Here is a 16517-nt window from a genome sequence, read left to right as displayed (position 1 = left end):
ATTGAAATGAAAAAGAAAATAGATGTTTTAGATTATGCAAGCCATATACTTAAAGAAGTTAAAAAAGGTGTTCTAATAACAACTAAAGCTAATGAAAAAGTAAATAGTATGTCCGTTTCTTGGGGCTGTTTGGGAATAGAGTGGAATAAAAATATATTTATAATCTTTATAAGAGAAAATAGATATACAAGAAAACTATTAGATGAAAATCCGGAGTTTACAGTTAATATTCCTGTTGATAATATAGATAGAAATATCATAAAAGTATGCGGTACTAAATCCGGACTTAATACAGATAAAATAAAAGAACTTAATTTAACTTTGGAAGATTCTAATATAGTTTCTGTTCCCGGATTAAGAGAACTTCCTTTGACTCTTGAATGTAAGGTTATATATAAACAAATGCAAGATAGTAAAGAAATACCGGAAGATATAAAGAAACAATTTTATCCTCAAGATGTTGAAAGCAGTTTCTACGGTTCTAATAAAGATTATCATATAGCTTATTATGGTGAGATAGTTGATAGCTACATCATAGAATAATTATATAATAATTTTTATACTAATTAAAAATTGATAGTGAAAATTTCTGTATAATTATAAAAATCGCTTGAATATAAAGTGATAGAATCAGCTATAAAAGATGATGAAGTAAAATCTATTTCTTCAATAGTTTCTTTTAATTTTTCATTATCATAAACTTTTTTAACTCTTGCTAATGTGATATGAGATTTAAAATCTTTTTTGTCGTATTTAAGATTGTTTATATTATCTAAATTGCTTCTTAAAGTTTTGACATAGTTTTTTAATTCCTCGCTTGCTGCTTTTATGAATATTACATTTATATCTTTGAATTTATTTGTGAAGTAAGAAATATTTTCAAAGTTTATATTAAATGGGGTAGGTGAGGAGTTTATCACTTCTTTTTTTATTAATTCTATTTGCTCTTCTTTTATATTATCAAAGAATACTAACGTTATATGCATTTTATCTTTTGATACTTTTTTTAATTCTGCTATATTTTCATTTATTCTAAGTATATTAGAATATTTATTTTTAATTTCTTTATTTAAGTTTAATGCTAAAAATGCTCTCATACTATTAAGCTCTATGTTTAATGATTTTGATATTGTATTTTTTATTATATTTCTATAATTTTTTACAAAATATAATTATAAATCAAGACTCAATAATTTTGATATCATATCCATTGTAACATCTTCGTATAAAATCTTGTTAGGTACTACATTGCCATTAACCTGCTTAGAAGTTGTTTTGGCTTCATTAGTATTTGATATAGTACTATTATCAATAATATCTACAATCATACTAGCTTTATCTAAATATATTTTTTTATCATCATTATATTTGAATGTTATATACATTTTTAGATTAGACATAACAGTATGCTCTACAGTGAAAAAATTATCTTTATAAACTATATTTCCAACAAGTCCTTCTGTTTGATTAAAACTTTTAAAAGCTATAGTTCCTATATAATTGTATTTATTATTTTGCTCTATTTGAAATAGACTGTAATAATACCAATAATTATTTTTTAATATTATCATTTCATAAGATGATTTATCTGTGAATCTAATTTTTCTAATAGCATAAACGGATAAGTTTCTATTGTTTTTCAAATTACCATCATCAGTGAAATAATTTTTATTTATTTTCATGGGCTTGTCATCAATATTCTGAGAATAAAGATTAAAAGAAAATATTGCTAAAAATATTAATATAATTTTTTTCATAGATATAATCTCCATAATTTATATATTTTGTTTCATTAACTCTGTTTCTATAATTATTTTTTATATTATCATCTCATAAAATTATTTATCTGTAAATCTAATTTTCTAATAGCATAAACGGATAAGTTTCTATTGTTTTTCAAATTACCATCATCAGTGAAATAATTCTTATTTATTTTCATAGGCTTATCATCAATATTCTGAGAATAAATATTAAAAGAAAATAATATAACAAATATTAATGCTAATCTTAGCATATATAAAAAACTCCAATGATGATAAATGAAGTTATACCCTATAAGCCTTTATTTGTCAATATTGATTTTTAAACTCAAGTTAAAATAAAAAACCGCTTCTAAATATTTAGAAACGGCTTATTATTTTTAATATAAAGTTTTATGCTCCCATATCCATTATGCCTTCATTAAGCATAGCGTCATTATTCATCTGATCAGGCAAATAATTAGGGAAGTCATTAGGCGAAGAAGGTACAGTATTATTTCCAGGATTAGATCTTGCTTCATATTTCTCTAATATTCTAGCAGCTACATTTGGATCCATCAAACTTAAAAGATAAGAAGTTGTACTGTTTCTTCCTTCAGCAGCAGCTATAGAGTCCATTTCTAATAATACATCTATGATTAAGTCATCAGAACCATTGGCAGCCAACTGATTAAGTAATGCAACAGAGTTTTGAGGAGGCATACTATTGATTTTATTAGCTAAATCTGTCAATACTAATTGATACTGAGAAGATTCATCCATAGTAGCCTGATAATTAGACCAAGCATTTAAAAGATTTTGTCTGTCTTGTTCTATTAATTCAGATTGAGTATTCAATTCTATTGCTCTACTTGCTATTAAAGATTCCTGAGCCTGTAAATCTTTTTCTCTTAAATTGAATGATTCTCTCATCTTATTAAGATCTTCTCTTGCTAAAAGAGTCATATCTTCTACTCTAGGTTTTTGAGTGAATCTTGTTAAAAAGCCCGGTACATTAGGTGCTATTTTATTACGCATTAAAGTATAATAATTAACAACACCAAATATATCAAACATATATAATAGTGCTATAAATGCTATTAAGTTTACTATAGTCAAAATTCCTATTTTTAATTTCATAACCTTTAATCACCTTATTGCAATAGATAAATATATAATAACATAATATAGAAAAAACAATAATATGTCAACTAATATTTTGTTATCATAATTATTATCGTAATAATAAAATATTTAGTTATCATATTTTTTTACTATTTACATAAAAATATCATATAAAAAAGGTCATATATAAATAATTATATATGACCTTATTTTCTAAAATATACTATATATACTATTTTTTGAATATTCCTAGTGGCTTTCCAACAGGTAATACTACTCTTCCTAAGTTTTTATTTAATACTCCAGCAGCACATCCATAAAAACCTATTAAAGCAGTAACAAATTCAGCTATTCCAGCTATAAGTTGAGTTTCTTTAGGAGCTATTCCTAAATAATTTAATGCCATAGCTATAAGAAGTACATCTACAGCAAGAAATATAAAGAATAAGACTTTATGAGCTTCAGCAGCACCGAAAGTTAAAGCACCTACAAGAAAGAAATATCCTATGCATACCACACCAAATTGCTTCATATCAAGAGAACTTTTCATAGCTTCTCCAAATACTCCCATAGATATAAGCCAAATAAATGCTACTGCAAACCAAAATACTCCAAAAGCTCCGAATACAGTTGCACCAAATACATTGTCTTTTTTAAAGTCAACAATGGCTGCTACAAATTGAGGAATACAACCCAAAAATATAGCCCAAGGTATAAGACCAGATACACCTGTAGTGAGACCTAATTTTTGTGTAGATGCCACGAATGTGATTACCGCAAGACCAAATAAACCATACGGCGAAGGGTCTGCTAATGTTTGTGTTACTTTTACTTCATTGTTCATTTAAATACTCCTATACTCTATTTATTAACTTAGTATAGAAAAATATTTTTACATGTCAATTAAATATGTAAATAAATCCTGTTTTTTTACAAAAAGATGTAAATATTGTGATATAATATGTTTTATATTAGTTAATAATGTATGATTTGTATTTTATTAATTAGTTCTTCTTAATATTATCATACTTATGTCATCTGATAATATATTATCTGAGAATGATTTTAATTCTTTTATTATGCTGTCTTTTATTACATTAACATCTTTATGTGAATGTTTTGTGAATACATTTTTTAAAAGTTCATCTCCAAACATTTTACCTTCTTTATCAAATATTTCATAAGCACCATCTGTGAATATAAACAATATATCATTATGATTTAATTGTATTTTAGTTTCAGTGTATTCAATATCCTCTGTCATTCCTATTAAAGGACCGCCTACATCAATTTCAAGTATTTCATCTTTGGATTTGAATAATGGTTTAGGGGAGCCTGCTGATGAGCATATTAATTCTCCAGTTTCATTATTATATGTAGCATAAAATACAGAAGCGAATAAATTCTTATCAAAATTTTCTTCTATAAAAAATTGATTCAACTCCTTTATGAAATTGGCAGGAGAAGTATTATGAGAATTGGTTACAATATGAGAATCAAAAAAAGATTTTATAAGTATTGTAAGCATACTAGCAGCTACACCATGTCCTGATACATCTGCCAAAAGTATAGAGTACCAACCATCATTAATGCTCTTTATTCCGCTGTAATCTCCTGATACTTCATTAGGAGCATAATGAAAAATAGATATATCATTTTTAGGTATTGAAGTATTTCCATAAGAGAGTATAGATTTCTGCAATTTTGATGCATATTCAATATCCTGTTTTAACATATTCATATACATTATATTAGATTCTATAGCTTTTTTTAATCTTATATATGATTTTACTTTTGATAATAGAATATCTGTATCTAATGATTTTAAGAAAAAACCATCAGCACCGCATTCATAAGCTTTTAAAAATTCAGATTTACTATTAGTTGCTGTCAAAAATAGTATAGTAATATTTTTTAACATATTATCATTTTTTATATGCTGTGAAAGTCGGCATGCACCTGCATTAGGAAGCATATAATCAACCAATATACAATCAGGTATTTTATCATAAGACATGGTAATAGCCTCATCATAAGATAAAGCTATGTAGCATAAATATCCTGATTCTTTCAAAAAGTTTTGAAGAAATTTAGCATAGTCTATACTGGAATCTACAATTAAAATTTTTTCTGTTAAAATATTATTTTTCATAATAACAACTTTTAATGAACATACCTTCTTGCTTCTACATTAAATATTAAACCTATTGATATTGAGAAAGTCCATATAGATGAACCTCCGCTGCTTATAAAAGGCAAGGTTAATCCTGTAATAGGCATCATTCCCACAACCATTCCTATATTAATAATAACATGGCATAAAAACATAGCTATTACTCCGGATACTATCAAAGCTCCGAGTCTATCCTTAGCAAAATATGCAGCCATTGTTCCTCTTATAAATATAACAGCATAAGCCAAAACTACCAAAGCACTTCCTATAAATCCCCATTCTTCACATATATTTGAGAATATGAAGTCATTTACCTGCTGCGGAATGAAGTTTAATTGTGATTGACTTCCGTTCAAAAATCCTTCTCCAAATAATCCTCCGCTTCCTACAGCTATGAGAGATTGTATTATATTATAACCGGAACTTAATCTAGTTAATTGAGGGTTCATAAATACTAATAATCTTTGCTTTTGATACTCTTTTAATCCTATGTCAAAAGTTAATGCTGCTCCCATACATAAGAATAATACAAAGAAAGTAAATGCTAATAAACCAACATATTTACTATTCATATAGAAATTCAATGTAAGGAGTAGGGCAGATACAAATAAAAATATTCCTGCCAAATAGCCTATATATATTCTTTGAGATAAGAAGTTAAATAGTATATTATCTATATCATCAGACATTCTTTTATATTCAAGGAACATAGGTATTGAAAGCCCTATAACACCTATACTTATTAAAGCTATAATATATCTTGTAGGAACGCCGCCCACAAAAAGCATTATGAATACTATAAAACAATATACAAGTACAGTACCTAAGTCAGGCTGAAGTAATACTAAACCTATAGGTATTGAAATAAAAAGTCCTGCCAAAGCAAAATATTTTATTTCTTTTATCTTATCTCCTATTTGATCTAAATAACCGGCTAGGAATATAATAACAACTATTTTACCGAATTCAGAAGGCTGCATACCAAATAACCAGCTGCTACTGCCGTTTACTGTAGTTCCTATTCCAGGTATCAATACTAATATTAATACCCCAAGCATAGGTATATATAAAGACATTCTATGTTCTGCCAATTTAGTATAGTTTATAAACATACTTATAAATATTAAAACTATACCAGTGGCACAGAAGAATATAAACTTCAAAAACATCCAGCTAGTTTTTCCAGACTCAGGTGAGTATGTTGAAGAATATACAGCAATAGCCCCTGCAGTCATTAAAAATATTACAGCTGCTAATATTTTCCAATCGAAGACAAATAATTTTTTAATTCTTTTTTATCATTCATATTTTATCCTCTCGTCTTCTTCAGTTTTTTCTTCTTGTTTTTGCTGTTCTCCGTCAATATTTTCTAATGTTTCTCCATTTTCTTCATTTGCTTTAGCTTCTGCCTCTGCTCTCATTTTTTCTCTTGCAAGTCTTATCTGCTGATATATATACTGCATTCTAGCATAAATTACATTTCTAGCCTCTACAGCATCTTCTCCGCCTAATATAGAACGAAGCATTGCGGTAGCTATAGGACCTGCAGTAGTACCGCCACCGCCACCGCTATGCTCAAGCATAACTGTAACTGCTATCATATCATCAGTAGGTCTAGGATTATAAGGTCCGAATATTGTAACCCAAGTATGGTCTTTACCTTGTGCGTTTTGTGCTGTACCTGTTTTTGCTGCTAATTTAATATTAGGCGACCAAGCACCATTTCTAGCAGTACCACCTGTTACAGCCATTCTCATACCTTCTTTTACTACTGTAAATATATTCTTGTCTATATCTAATTTTTTGATTATTACTTTATCATTATTGTATATAACTTCATCAGTTTGAGAACTTCTTATCTCTTTAACAACATGAGGTCTGTACATTACACCGTCATTGATTATAGCTGAAGTTGCCATATGAACCGCTATAGGAGTAGCAGACATATAACCTTGTCCCATAACGTATTGAATAGTATCACCATCCCACCAATATTCTCCAATTTTTCTTCTTTTCCAATCGGCACTAGGAACAACTCCAACCTTTTCACCAGGTAAATCTATACCTGTAACATCTCCGAAACCTAACATTTCAGCATATCTTTTAATGAAATTAGGTCCTAATTCATAAGCTAGGTTATAGAAATATGTATTGCATGAATACTGTATAGCTTTATACATATTTACATATCCATGCTGACCTGTACATCTGTAGAATCTATTTTCAAGAAGCATACCGCCGCCACAGAATCTTGTTGTATTAACGCCTATTCTTTTTTCAGTTAATGCTCCTACCGCTGTTACAAGTTTGAATGTAGAACCTGGAGGATATCTTCCTCTTATGGCCTTATTCCAGAATGGATTTGCTGGGTTATTTATAAGCTCTGCATATTTTTGTCTGTCTATTTTACCTATAAAGATGTTAGGATCATACCAAGGAGAACTTACCATAGCTAGTATTTCACCTGTAGTAGGTTTTGATACTATTATAGTTCCTACCTGTCCTTTTATTAAATCTTCCGCATCTTTCTGTACTTTAGAATCTATACTTAATATAAGTTTTTTTCCCGGTATAGGCTTTCCTATAGCTGGAGTTATAGTTTCTTTTACTCTGTTTCTTGAGTCTACTATCCATTGTTCATAACCGTCTATACCTCTAAGTTCTTTATCATAGAATTGTTCAACGCCTTCTTTACCTATAACACTGTTTCTTCTGTATCCTTCAGCCTGTTTGCTTTCAAATTCTTCTTGAGATATGTTTCCTATATATCCAAGTACATGCGTCATAGTTTCACCAAGAGGATAATGCCTAATGGACTTACTTCCATAGTATACTCCCGGATATTCTTCTGATCTTTCAGCTAAATAACTCATCTGTGACATTGATATATTTTCTGATATCTCTACTGATTCATAGCTGTTTTTTGATACTTTTTCCAAACTAGACTTTATATGTCCTAAATCTATATTAAATACTTTGGATACTCTGTATAATAATTCTTCTCTTTCAAAATAATTTTTAGGTAAATAAACAGGTATCATATACATCGTGTATGTTTTTATATTTTCTGCTACTATAACACCATTTCTATCGTATATTTCACCCCTGTATGCATCTATAGGTATAATTTGTTCTTTATTGTTTCTTGCTAAACTGTCATAATGTTCATTTTGTATTATTTGTAAATAGAATAATCTTATCAATAATAATGCAGCAACCAATATTGATATTATAAATACCACTATTAATCTTTTTCTATATTTAAAATCTTCGCTTATTATTTTTTTATCTTTATTTAATTCTATCTCTAAAAAATTCATAAATAAACCTTTTACCTTTTAAGAATTATTATTAATATTTACAATATTATATTAACAAAAAATTTTTATCAATAGTATAAATAACGGTATTTTTTAGTATATTTTTTACTTATTAATTTAATATTATGTTAATTAATTTTGAAAAATGATACATTGTTTTACATAAAATTTAAATAGTAAAAACATAAAATTTATGTTTTTTGTAAAGATAATCAATGATATTAAAAAAATATATAAACTATTGAAAAATTATTGATTATAGTATATTATGTTTATAATTATAATTTTTAAGGATATAATAATGACTACAGACAGAGAAGAATTAGAAGCTCTTTTATATCAAACAAGATTAAGAATAGAAGAAAGTCAAAAAGACGAAATGTTAGATAGATTAAATAAAGACTTAGAGTTTATAGAAGGATTATTTGAAGTTAATGTTGATGGTATTGATCCTCTATATCATGTTATAGATTTACCTGAATATTTAAGAGAAGATGTTCAAGGTCCTACATTAGATAATGAAGTAATAATGGACTTATGCAGAAGCGGTGAATACGGTTATATTGTAGTTCCAGCAGTTCCTGCAGCTTTAGAAAACAGTGAGCATCAGGCTAAAAAATCATAAAAAATTACTTTTAATTTACAGAGGTCATCAATTATAGATGAATTATTCTTATGATAGAGAAGAATTAAAAAAAGAAAAACTTAATGCACTCAAAGCTGTATTAAAACCTTTTATCTTTATATATTATAGGAGCAATAGCCTGCTTTATAGGGTAGTTGCCAGATTGATATTAGGCTTTATTATTGCTTTTGTTTTATTTGGTATTTTTACTTTGTTTATAAGAATTGATAGAATGAAAAGTTCTACAATGATGAATACCATAGAGCCTAATGAAATATTAATCACTTCTAAATTAAGATATGGTATTGCATTAAAACCTTTTGTTTCATCTCTTACCGGAAAAACTATTATATTTTCAAGGCCTAAGAGGGGAGATATTATATTTATGATAGATCCCAGAACTGAAAAAGAATTCTTTTTAAAAAGATTTGCTTCATACTTTGTTTATTTTGTAACTTTTGGAAATGTTAATATATCAAATACCAGATATTTAATAAAAAGAGTAGTAGGGCTTCCAAATGAAACTATAGAGATAAGAAATAAGGTTGTTTATATAAATGGAGAAGTTCTCAATGAGCCTTGGGCTAATGTGGAATTTGACGGTAGGATATTAGATGCTGAAGTGTCCACAAGAGATAATTTCGGCCCTTATATCATAGGCTATAATGAATATTTTGTGCTTTCTGATAATAGAGATTATGGTTATGACAGCAGAGATTTCGGTAATGTTCATTTCTCAAATATAGATGGAAAAGTTATTTCTAAATAATAAAAATATTTCTAAATCAATTTATATTATACCGAGTTTTTTATGAAACTTAATTATACTCATACATTATATGCTAGTTATATAGGATATGTGAATCAGGCTATTATAAATATATTTCCTCCTCTAGTTTTTATAATGTTCCAGAAAGATTTTAATATATCATTAACTCATATAGGTTTGCTTTCTTCTTTTAATTTTGCCGTTCAAATGATTATAGATTTTTTGGCAATTAAATTTATAGATAAAATCGGATATAGAATACCTATAGTAGCTGCACATATATTTTCAGCTTTGGGATTATTTTTACTTGGTATACTTCCTTTTTATATTGATCCTTATACTGCAATACTCGTATGCTTTTTTATCAATGCAATAAGCGGAGGATTGATAGAAGTTTTAGTTAGTCCTATCGTAGAGGCACTTCCTGAAAAACAAAAGACTAAAGCTATGAATATACTGCATTCATTTTACTGTTGGGGTTCTATGGCTGTAGTTATATTTTCAACTTTATATTTCAATATATTCGGCATTGAAAATTGGAGATATATGTCTATGATTTGGGCTATTATCCCATTTATCAATATATTTTTATTTTCAAATGTACCTCTTAATGTATTAAAAACTCATGAAGATAATATGAATAGTGATAATACCGTTTCTATAAGGAAATTATTATCGGTAAAAATAGTTTTGGTATTTGTTATACTTATGATATGTGCTGGGGCAAGTGAGCAGTCAATAGCACAATGGGTATCATTATTTGCTGAATTAGGACTTAATGTTAATAAGAATGTGGGCGATATATTCGGTGCTTGTATGTTCGCATTCTGTATGGGTATAGTAAGACTTATTTATGGAATGAGGTCTGAAAGCATTAATATAGAAAAGGCTTTGATTGTATCAGCATTTTTCTGCACTGTAGGGTATTTTGTAACTGTGTTTAGTCCTTATGCATTTTTATCATTGATAGGATGCGGTATTTCAGGACTTTCTGTTGCTATAATGTGGCCTTCTGTATTTTCTCTTGCTGCCAAAAATTATAATAGGGGAGGAACTGCTATGTTTGCATTGCTTGCTTTGGCCGGAGATGTAGGCTGTTCTATAGGTCCCGGTATTGTTGGGCTTGTTTCAAATAATAGAAATATTGCTGACAGATTTAGTTTTGTATTAATTAATAGCGATTATATACAAGCAGGATTAAAAACAGGTATATTATTTGCTGTAATATTTCCTATAATTATGTTTATAGTTTTAATATTATTCAAAAATAGAAAAAATAAATCTGTATAATAATTAATAGTAATTAAAGATTAATTTCCAACTTCAAATGTATAATGTGTACAAACTTTATCAGGCATAAAATATGCATTTCCTTTATCCTTAATCATTTTTATCATATCAGCTACAGATTTATAATAAAGAAAATAATAATTATAGTTTTTATAATCTTCCATAGTTGGAGCTGTTTTTAGCATATTATAATATTTTTGGGATAGGTTCAAAGCGTTTTCATATTGATTATTTATTTGAAATTCTCTGTCATAATCAGCTAAACGTACTATCTTATTATTGAAAGTAAATAAATTTCCGCCGCCGCTTTCCCAGCCTATAACTGAATTTATTTCATTTTTTGGTACTATACTAACCCAATCTGATTCCTGAGCCTTATTAGGATCTACTGAAGATACCTGTAATTGATAAGTACCGGATTTTTTTATATGTTCTTCTGTGATTGTGAAATTTGTTTCTAATCTATTAGCAGTTTCAATAATCTCTTTTATAGGAGGAACAGGATATGTGGTATTAATAGTTCTGTAGTATTTTCCGTTAAGTTCTGTATATGAAGGCTCTAAAGGTGCAGCATTAGGCTCTTCATAACCTATCATATTATTTCTGAATTCAAAATTAGGATAAGAGAAAACATAACTTCTTATATCTGTAAGTTTATCAGAAGATGGAAGAGTATCTGCTTTCCAATTTATACCATCTTCTGTTGAAAAACATATATTTTGATATTTAATTGATGCTTCAGACGACCAATTTCCTGATTTTTCATTGTATACAAATTTATTATCACCAAAAATACCTTGAGAGAAATATAGCTTTTCATTATCAGTATGAAAATACATTGTAACTAATAGTTTTTCATTGTTATAGTCAGGAAAATAGTTTGTAGTCCAATTCTTAGCATCACTCATGTCTTTACCATAATCAATAATGTAATATTCATTGTTATAATAATCAAAAGGAGGTTTGCTAGGATCTCTATTTCCATCAGGATGTTCATCAAAAATACTTTTATATTTTGTATATAAAAATATTTTTTCTTTAAAATAAACAATAAAATATTCATCTGTATTTATGCCGTATCTTCCTAAAAAATTAGGATTTATATGATTGGTATTAGGCATATTATATTCTTTTGTAATAGGATTCAAATAATAATTCCAATTTATTAAGTCATCAGATTCTACATACTTAATATTTTCATTGAATGATTTTATAATTATAAATGTACCTGACATACTATAATTTACTATATTACCTTTTTTGAAATCTGGATTTTCAATGCATATAAATTTTGATGTTGTATATGCTTCAGATAATACTTTTACCTTATTTGCTTCTATTACTAGTTTATCAGAAATTAAATTAGTCCAATAATCGGCATCTTCAAGATCCATAAGAGGAGATATGCTTCTAATTTTTGTTATTGTGCTTCCATCATTGGCTATTTTTAATAAAGCAGCTTTTCCTGTTTTTTCTAAACTTTTAGTATCAGTATCATATTCATATTCATTTGTGGCAAGTACATACCATTCATTTTTATATTTAAATCTTTTAGCATAACCTCCAAATACTGTTTTACCGGAAACTATTTCTGGTTTTACTGTTATTGGTTTTTCTTCTATATCAATAGGAGGAACAGGTACCGGAGTAGGTGTTGGGTATTCTGTATCTGGGAATTCTGTTGGAGGAGGTATATCATTAGGACCAAGTAAATTTATTTTTTTGCATGATATTATTAATAATATTATTATTAAACTTAATATTAAATTTCTTTTCATAAAATAATACCTTTCTATAAGGAAAAATAAACTATATATAAATATTTATCCCTTATATTTTGATTTTATATTATGGCTATTATTTTTTCAACTTTTTATTATTAATATTAAATATAATAAAAAATAGGTTTTTGAATATTAAATAATAATAAACAAAAACCTATAAACAAAAATATATAATTGTGAGGTTAAAATTTGTGAATATCTATATTTTTTTCTAATCTTTCTAATTCACTTTTTAAGAATTCTTTCCATTTATCAGGTCTGAAAATAGGTGAGGTTATGAATATATCTTTATCTCCTCTGCCTGACATATTAACTATAATAACATCATCTTTAGTGTACTGCTTCGCATATTCTATAGCTTTAGCACCGGCATGGGCACTTTCTAATGCAAATATAACACCTTCATTTTTTGCGAATTCTTTTACTGCATTTATTGCTTCTTTATCTGTAGCATAAGTAAATTCTATTCTTCCGGATTCTCCTAAATATGCAAGCTGAGGACCAACTCCTGGATAATCAAGTCCTGCAGATATAGACATGGTTTCAGATATTTCTCCGTCTTCTTTTAAGATAAATTTACTCATATATCCCTGAGCAGCAATATCTTTGGCATAAGGATTTGTCATTCTAATAGCATTTTCTCCAAGATTCATACTTATTCCGCCAGCTTCTACAGCTATTAGTTTTGGATTTTCTCTCTCTATAAAAGGCTCAAAAAATCCTATAGCATTAGAACCGCCTCCAACACATGCTATCAATGCTTTAACATTTAAATTCCTTTCCTGTATCTGTTTATCCAATTCTCTTCCTATTACAGATTGAAAAGTTCTTACAATATCAGGATAAGGGCTAGGGCCAACAGCACTTCCAAGTAAATAATGAGTATCTTTTAAATCTTTAACCCAATCTTCTAATGCCGCATCAACAGCATCTTTAAGTCCGCGTCCTCCTTTAGTAACGGATACTACATTAGCACCGTATAACTCCATAGAAGCTACATTAGGCTGCTGTCTTTTTACATCTATTTCACCCATATAAATAGAGCATTCAAGTCCTAATTTGGCACAGGCTGCAGCGGTGGCAAGTCCATGCTGTCCGGCTCCGGTTTCTGCTATAATCTTCTTCTTACCCATCTTTTTGGCAAGTAATGCCTGTCCTATAGAATTATTAATTTTATGTGCCCCTGTATGAGCAAGCCCTTCTAGTTTGACATATATCTTTGCTCCGCCAATTTTCTCTGACAAGTTTTTGGCGTACATTAATGGTGTAGGTCTGCCTAGAAAATCAGATCTCAATTCTTCAAGCTCGCTTAAAAATTCTTTATCATTAATATAATGCAGGAAAGCCTCTTCCAATTCAATTAATAATTTTTCTAATGCTTCCGGTACAAATCTTCCTCCGAATTTACCGAAAAAACCTTTATCACTGTTCTTCATATATATAAAATCCTTAATTAAAATATTTTTATAAGAAATAATACTTTATATAGTAATATTAACATTTATAAAAAAATTGTCAATAGTGTTTTGATATAATTAAAGAATTTTATATAATTAAAAAATAGTTTATAATAAAATTATACTAATATTGGAGAATTATTTATGCTGAAAGATAGAATAGAAAATATGTTTATTCAGGCTAGATTTTATTTTAATTTAGAAAAATATTCTTCAGCACTTAGAATATATTTAAAGATAATAAATTGTTTTGAAAAAAATTGTGAAGAACTTGATACAAATTATGTAGATAGATATTTTGCAAGAAGCTGTTATAAAACTGCATTAACATTATATTATTTAAACAGATATGAAGAGTCTATAGAGTATTACAGTAAAGCTATAGAAATTAATCCATTATATGAAAAGGCTTTTATAAATAAAGGTATAATACTTGCTAAATTAATGGCATTCGATGAAGCATTATATGCATTTAATATGGCATTGGAAATAAATGATAAATCTGAGATATGCTATTTTAATATAGGAATCATATATTCAAAATTAGAACGTTATGAAGATGCATTATTTTATTTTAACAAAGCTTTAGAGCTTGGATACGATTATGCTTATTTGAATGTTGCTATGGTTTTAGAAAAATTAGGCAGAATAGATGAGGCATTTAATATTTATGATAAGGCTTTTGAAATAAATAAATCTTTGGAAGTGTTGTATTTAAATAAAGCAAGTCTTCTTATAAATATAAATAGATATAAAGAAGCTATAGAATGTCTTGATAAGGCACTTTATATTTTAGATGAGAATAATTCAAAGGGTGATACCATAGTAAAAAATAAAGAGTATATAGAATTGAATGTCATGCAAAATGATACTATATATGACAGAATATATTTTTTAAAGTCAGAAGCATTGATAGGATTAGAAGAGTATGATTATGCTTTGACTTTACTTTTAGATATTAAAGAATCAAGAAATGTTACCATATTTAATATAATATCAAGATTTATAGAATATATAAACATAGAAAAAATTATTGATATAGTGTTGAATGAAAATAGTTTTTGGACTGAAGAAAAAGAGGAGTATTTTAATTTTATAGTTCGTGATATTAAAGATATATCAAAACTAAAAAAGCTTTGGATACTTCAGTATATATTTTTATATTTGGTTTCTGTAAAAGATGATGATAAAATCAATGAGATATCACATTATACAAGTATAGAAGTTTTTGATGATATGGCATTTGATAAGAGATACGATAAATCAGATAATTCAAGGTACAATACATATCTAAAGAAAAACAAACTTAGAATGACAAGCATAAAAAATGCAAATGATCCTAAAGAGGGAAAGATATTGATGCAGCTTCTTAGAAATAATAAGCTTAATTCCAAGTACGGAAATATTAATAATTTTATTGCATTGCAAACATCATTCAGCAGATGCAAAGATTCTTTAACTATGTACAGATTATATGGTAAATATGATAATAAAGAGGGTACAGGCTGCTGTTTAGTTTTTGATAAATCTTTTTTTGATACTTCTTTTAATAATTTAAATAACAGTATACTATTTTCATTTTCTTATGATAAAAACAATTATTCTAATATAGAATTTTATAATGAACAGACTTTACCTTTATATTTTGTTTTATATTATAATGCTAAGAATAATGAAATAATATTCAATCCTTGTGAATCTGATTATGATAATATTGTTATTGATTTAAATAAAGAATATGATGTTTGGAGCTATGATAAAAAATTTTATGATAAATTAAAAAATAATATAGGTTATATATTTAATTCTATATTTAAAATCATAAAAAAATTTAATTCAGAGGAATTATCATTATCATATCAGCTTCTTATGAATATTCAATATTTGATAAAGGATTCATCTTTCATAGAAGAGCAGGAAATGCGTATAATACAGCTTGTAGAATACGGCAGTAATCCTTTGCATATAGATGATAAGATGAAGCGTTCTTATAAAAATTATCTTTATATATTTGATAATAAATCTTTGAAAGAGGTAATATTAGCACCTAAGGTTGATGATGCTGACTTTTTAGTAGAAAAGTTTAATGATAGGCTTGCAAAGGCTACAAGTATATATAATTCAAAAAATATGAAGAATAAATATAAAGTTAATGTTTATATATCGAATGCTCCTATATCTTGACAAATATGTATTAATTATTATAATCATGTAAAAAATTATAAGGATTATATG

15 protein-coding genes are annotated in these 16517 nt (G+C 27.4%); 5 read left to right on the top strand and 10 right to left on the bottom strand.

Annotation, left to right across the window (positions count from 1 at the left end; genetic code table 11):
- The first annotated feature begins 6 nt into the window (after window positions 1-6).
- Window positions 7-543 carry a flavin reductase family protein gene (locus tag BINT_RS09175; RefSeq protein WP_014488294.1) on the top strand — a complete coding sequence of 179 codons (537 nt, stop codon included), beginning with the start codon at window positions 7-9 and terminating at the stop codon, window positions 541-543.
- A gap of 23 nt (window positions 544-566) precedes the next feature.
- On the opposite strand, the gene thpR is transcribed toward BINT_RS09175, so the two are convergent.
- The 8 genes from thpR to mrdA all read right to left on the bottom strand — a co-directional run bounded on the left by thpR (window position 567) and on the right by mrdA (window position 8357).
- A complete protein-coding gene (gene thpR / locus BINT_RS09170; protein WP_014488293.1) occupies window positions 567-1097 on the bottom strand; it encodes an RNA 2',3'-cyclic phosphodiesterase in 531 nt (176 codons plus the stop codon).
- A 75-nt stretch (window positions 1098-1172) separates the two neighbouring features.
- Window positions 1173-1757 carry a hypothetical protein gene (locus BINT_RS09165; protein ID WP_234944312.1) on the bottom strand — a complete coding sequence of 195 codons (585 nt, stop codon included), beginning with the start codon at window positions 1755-1757 and terminating at the stop codon, window positions 1173-1175.
- 68 nt (window positions 1758-1825) lie between these two features.
- Window positions 1826-2014 (bottom strand): hypothetical protein, encoded by a 189-nt coding sequence (locus BINT_RS14835; protein WP_014488291.1) that lies wholly within the window; start codon window positions 2012-2014, stop codon window positions 1826-1828.
- 139 nt (window positions 2015-2153) lie between these two features.
- Entirely contained in the window at window positions 2154-2879 is a 726-nt protein-coding gene (locus tag BINT_RS09160; protein WP_014488290.1) for a periplasmic-type flagellar collar protein FlbB, read from the bottom strand.
- A gap of 217 nt (window positions 2880-3096) precedes the next feature.
- On the bottom strand, window positions 3097-3708 hold the full coding sequence (locus BINT_RS09155) for an acetate uptake transporter (RefSeq protein WP_014488289.1): 612 nt from the start codon (window positions 3706-3708) through the stop codon (window positions 3097-3099).
- Between the two features lie 156 nt (window positions 3709-3864).
- A complete protein-coding gene (locus BINT_RS09150) occupies window positions 3865-5016 on the bottom strand; it encodes a fused response regulator/phosphatase (protein ID WP_014488288.1) in 1152 nt (383 codons plus the stop codon).
- A gap of 11 nt (window positions 5017-5027) precedes the next feature.
- Entirely contained in the window at window positions 5028-6272 is a 1245-nt protein-coding gene (locus BINT_RS09145) for an FtsW/RodA/SpoVE family cell cycle protein (protein WP_014488287.1), read from the bottom strand.
- A 63-nt stretch (window positions 6273-6335) separates the two neighbouring features.
- Window positions 6336-8357 carry a penicillin-binding protein 2 gene (gene mrdA / locus BINT_RS09140; protein ID WP_014488286.1) on the bottom strand — a complete coding sequence of 674 codons (2022 nt, stop codon included), beginning with the start codon at window positions 8355-8357 and terminating at the stop codon, window positions 6336-6338.
- Between the two features lie 301 nt (window positions 8358-8658).
- On the opposite strand from mrdA, the gene gatC reads away from it, so the two are divergent.
- The 3 genes from gatC to BINT_RS09125 are packed head-to-tail and all read left to right on the top strand — an operon-like array spanning window position 8659 to window position 11041.
- The gene (gene gatC, locus BINT_RS09135) at window positions 8659-8982 is read left to right on the top strand and encodes an Asp-tRNA(Asn)/Glu-tRNA(Gln) amidotransferase subunit GatC (RefSeq protein WP_014488285.1); all 324 of its coding nucleotides are present in this window, start codon (window positions 8659-8661) and stop codon (window positions 8980-8982) included.
- A 37-nt stretch (window positions 8983-9019) separates the two neighbouring features.
- Window positions 9020-9751, top strand: coding sequence for a signal peptidase I (gene lepB / locus BINT_RS09130; RefSeq protein WP_014488284.1), 732 nt, complete (start codon window positions 9020-9022; stop codon window positions 9749-9751).
- Between the two features lie 42 nt (window positions 9752-9793).
- Window positions 9794-11041 (top strand): MFS transporter, encoded by a 1248-nt coding sequence (locus BINT_RS09125; RefSeq protein WP_014488283.1) that lies wholly within the window; start codon window positions 9794-9796, stop codon window positions 11039-11041.
- A 20-nt stretch (window positions 11042-11061) separates the two neighbouring features.
- On the opposite strand, the gene BINT_RS09120 is transcribed toward BINT_RS09125, so the two are convergent.
- Window positions 11062-12819 carry a hypothetical protein gene (locus BINT_RS09120; protein WP_014488282.1) on the bottom strand — a complete coding sequence of 586 codons (1758 nt, stop codon included), beginning with the start codon at window positions 12817-12819 and terminating at the stop codon, window positions 11062-11064.
- Between the two features lie 188 nt (window positions 12820-13007).
- Window positions 13008-14261 carry a tryptophan synthase subunit beta gene (gene trpB / locus BINT_RS09115; RefSeq protein ID WP_014488281.1) on the bottom strand — a complete coding sequence of 418 codons (1254 nt, stop codon included), beginning with the start codon at window positions 14259-14261 and terminating at the stop codon, window positions 13008-13010.
- Between the two features lie 165 nt (window positions 14262-14426).
- Here trpB and BINT_RS09110 point away from each other — a divergent pair, with 165 nt between their 5' ends.
- A complete protein-coding gene (locus BINT_RS09110; protein ID WP_014488280.1) occupies window positions 14427-16466 on the top strand; it encodes a tetratricopeptide repeat protein in 2040 nt (679 codons plus the stop codon).
- Window positions 16467-16517 lie beyond the last annotated feature (51 nt).

It is taken from the genome of Brachyspira intermedia PWS/A, assembly GCF_000223215.1.
GTDB classification, from domain to species: domain Bacteria; phylum Spirochaetota; class Brachyspiria; order Brachyspirales; family Brachyspiraceae; genus Brachyspira; species Brachyspira intermedia.
This window is presented reverse-complemented; position numbering and strand designations above follow the sequence as displayed.

Coding starts and splice junctions, on each gene's coding strand:
- BINT_RS09175 (WP_014488294.1), top strand. CDS start 7: ATGAAAAAGAAAATAGATGTTTTAGATTATGCAAGCCATATACTTAAA.
- thpR (WP_014488293.1), bottom strand. CDS start 1,097: ATGAGAGCATTTTTAGCATTAAACTTAAATAAAGAAATTAAAAATAAA.
- BINT_RS09165 (WP_234944312.1), bottom strand. CDS start 1,757: ATGAAAAAAATTATATTAATATTTTTAGCAATATTTTCTTTTAATCTT.
- BINT_RS14835 (WP_014488291.1), bottom strand. CDS start 2,014: ATGCTAAGATTAGCATTAATATTTGTTATATTATTTTCTTTTAATATT.
- BINT_RS09160 (WP_014488290.1), bottom strand. CDS start 2,879: ATGAAATTAAAAATAGGAATTTTGACTATAGTAAACTTAATAGCATTT.
- BINT_RS09155 (WP_014488289.1), bottom strand. CDS start 3,708: ATGAACAATGAAGTAAAAGTAACACAAACATTAGCAGACCCTTCGCCG.
- BINT_RS09150 (WP_014488288.1), bottom strand. CDS start 5,016: ATGAAAAATAATATTTTAACAGAAAAAATTTTAATTGTAGATTCCAGT.
- BINT_RS09145 (WP_014488287.1), bottom strand. CDS start 6,272: ATGACTGCAGGGGCTATTGCTGTATATTCTTCAACATACTCACCTGAG.
- mrdA (WP_014488286.1), bottom strand. CDS start 8,357: ATGAATTTTTTAGAGATAGAATTAAATAAAGATAAAAAAATAATAAGC.
- gatC (WP_014488285.1), top strand. CDS start 8,659: ATGACTACAGACAGAGAAGAATTAGAAGCTCTTTTATATCAAACAAGA.
- lepB (WP_014488284.1), top strand. CDS start 9,020: ATGAATTATTCTTATGATAGAGAAGAATTAAAAAAAGAAAAACTTAAT.
- BINT_RS09125 (WP_014488283.1), top strand. CDS start 9,794: ATGAAACTTAATTATACTCATACATTATATGCTAGTTATATAGGATAT.
- BINT_RS09120 (WP_014488282.1), bottom strand. CDS start 12,819: ATGAAAAGAAATTTAATATTAAGTTTAATAATAATATTATTAATAATA.
- trpB (WP_014488281.1), bottom strand. CDS start 14,261: ATGAAGAACAGTGATAAAGGTTTTTTCGGTAAATTCGGAGGAAGATTT.
- BINT_RS09110 (WP_014488280.1), top strand. CDS start 14,427: ATGCTGAAAGATAGAATAGAAAATATGTTTATTCAGGCTAGATTTTAT.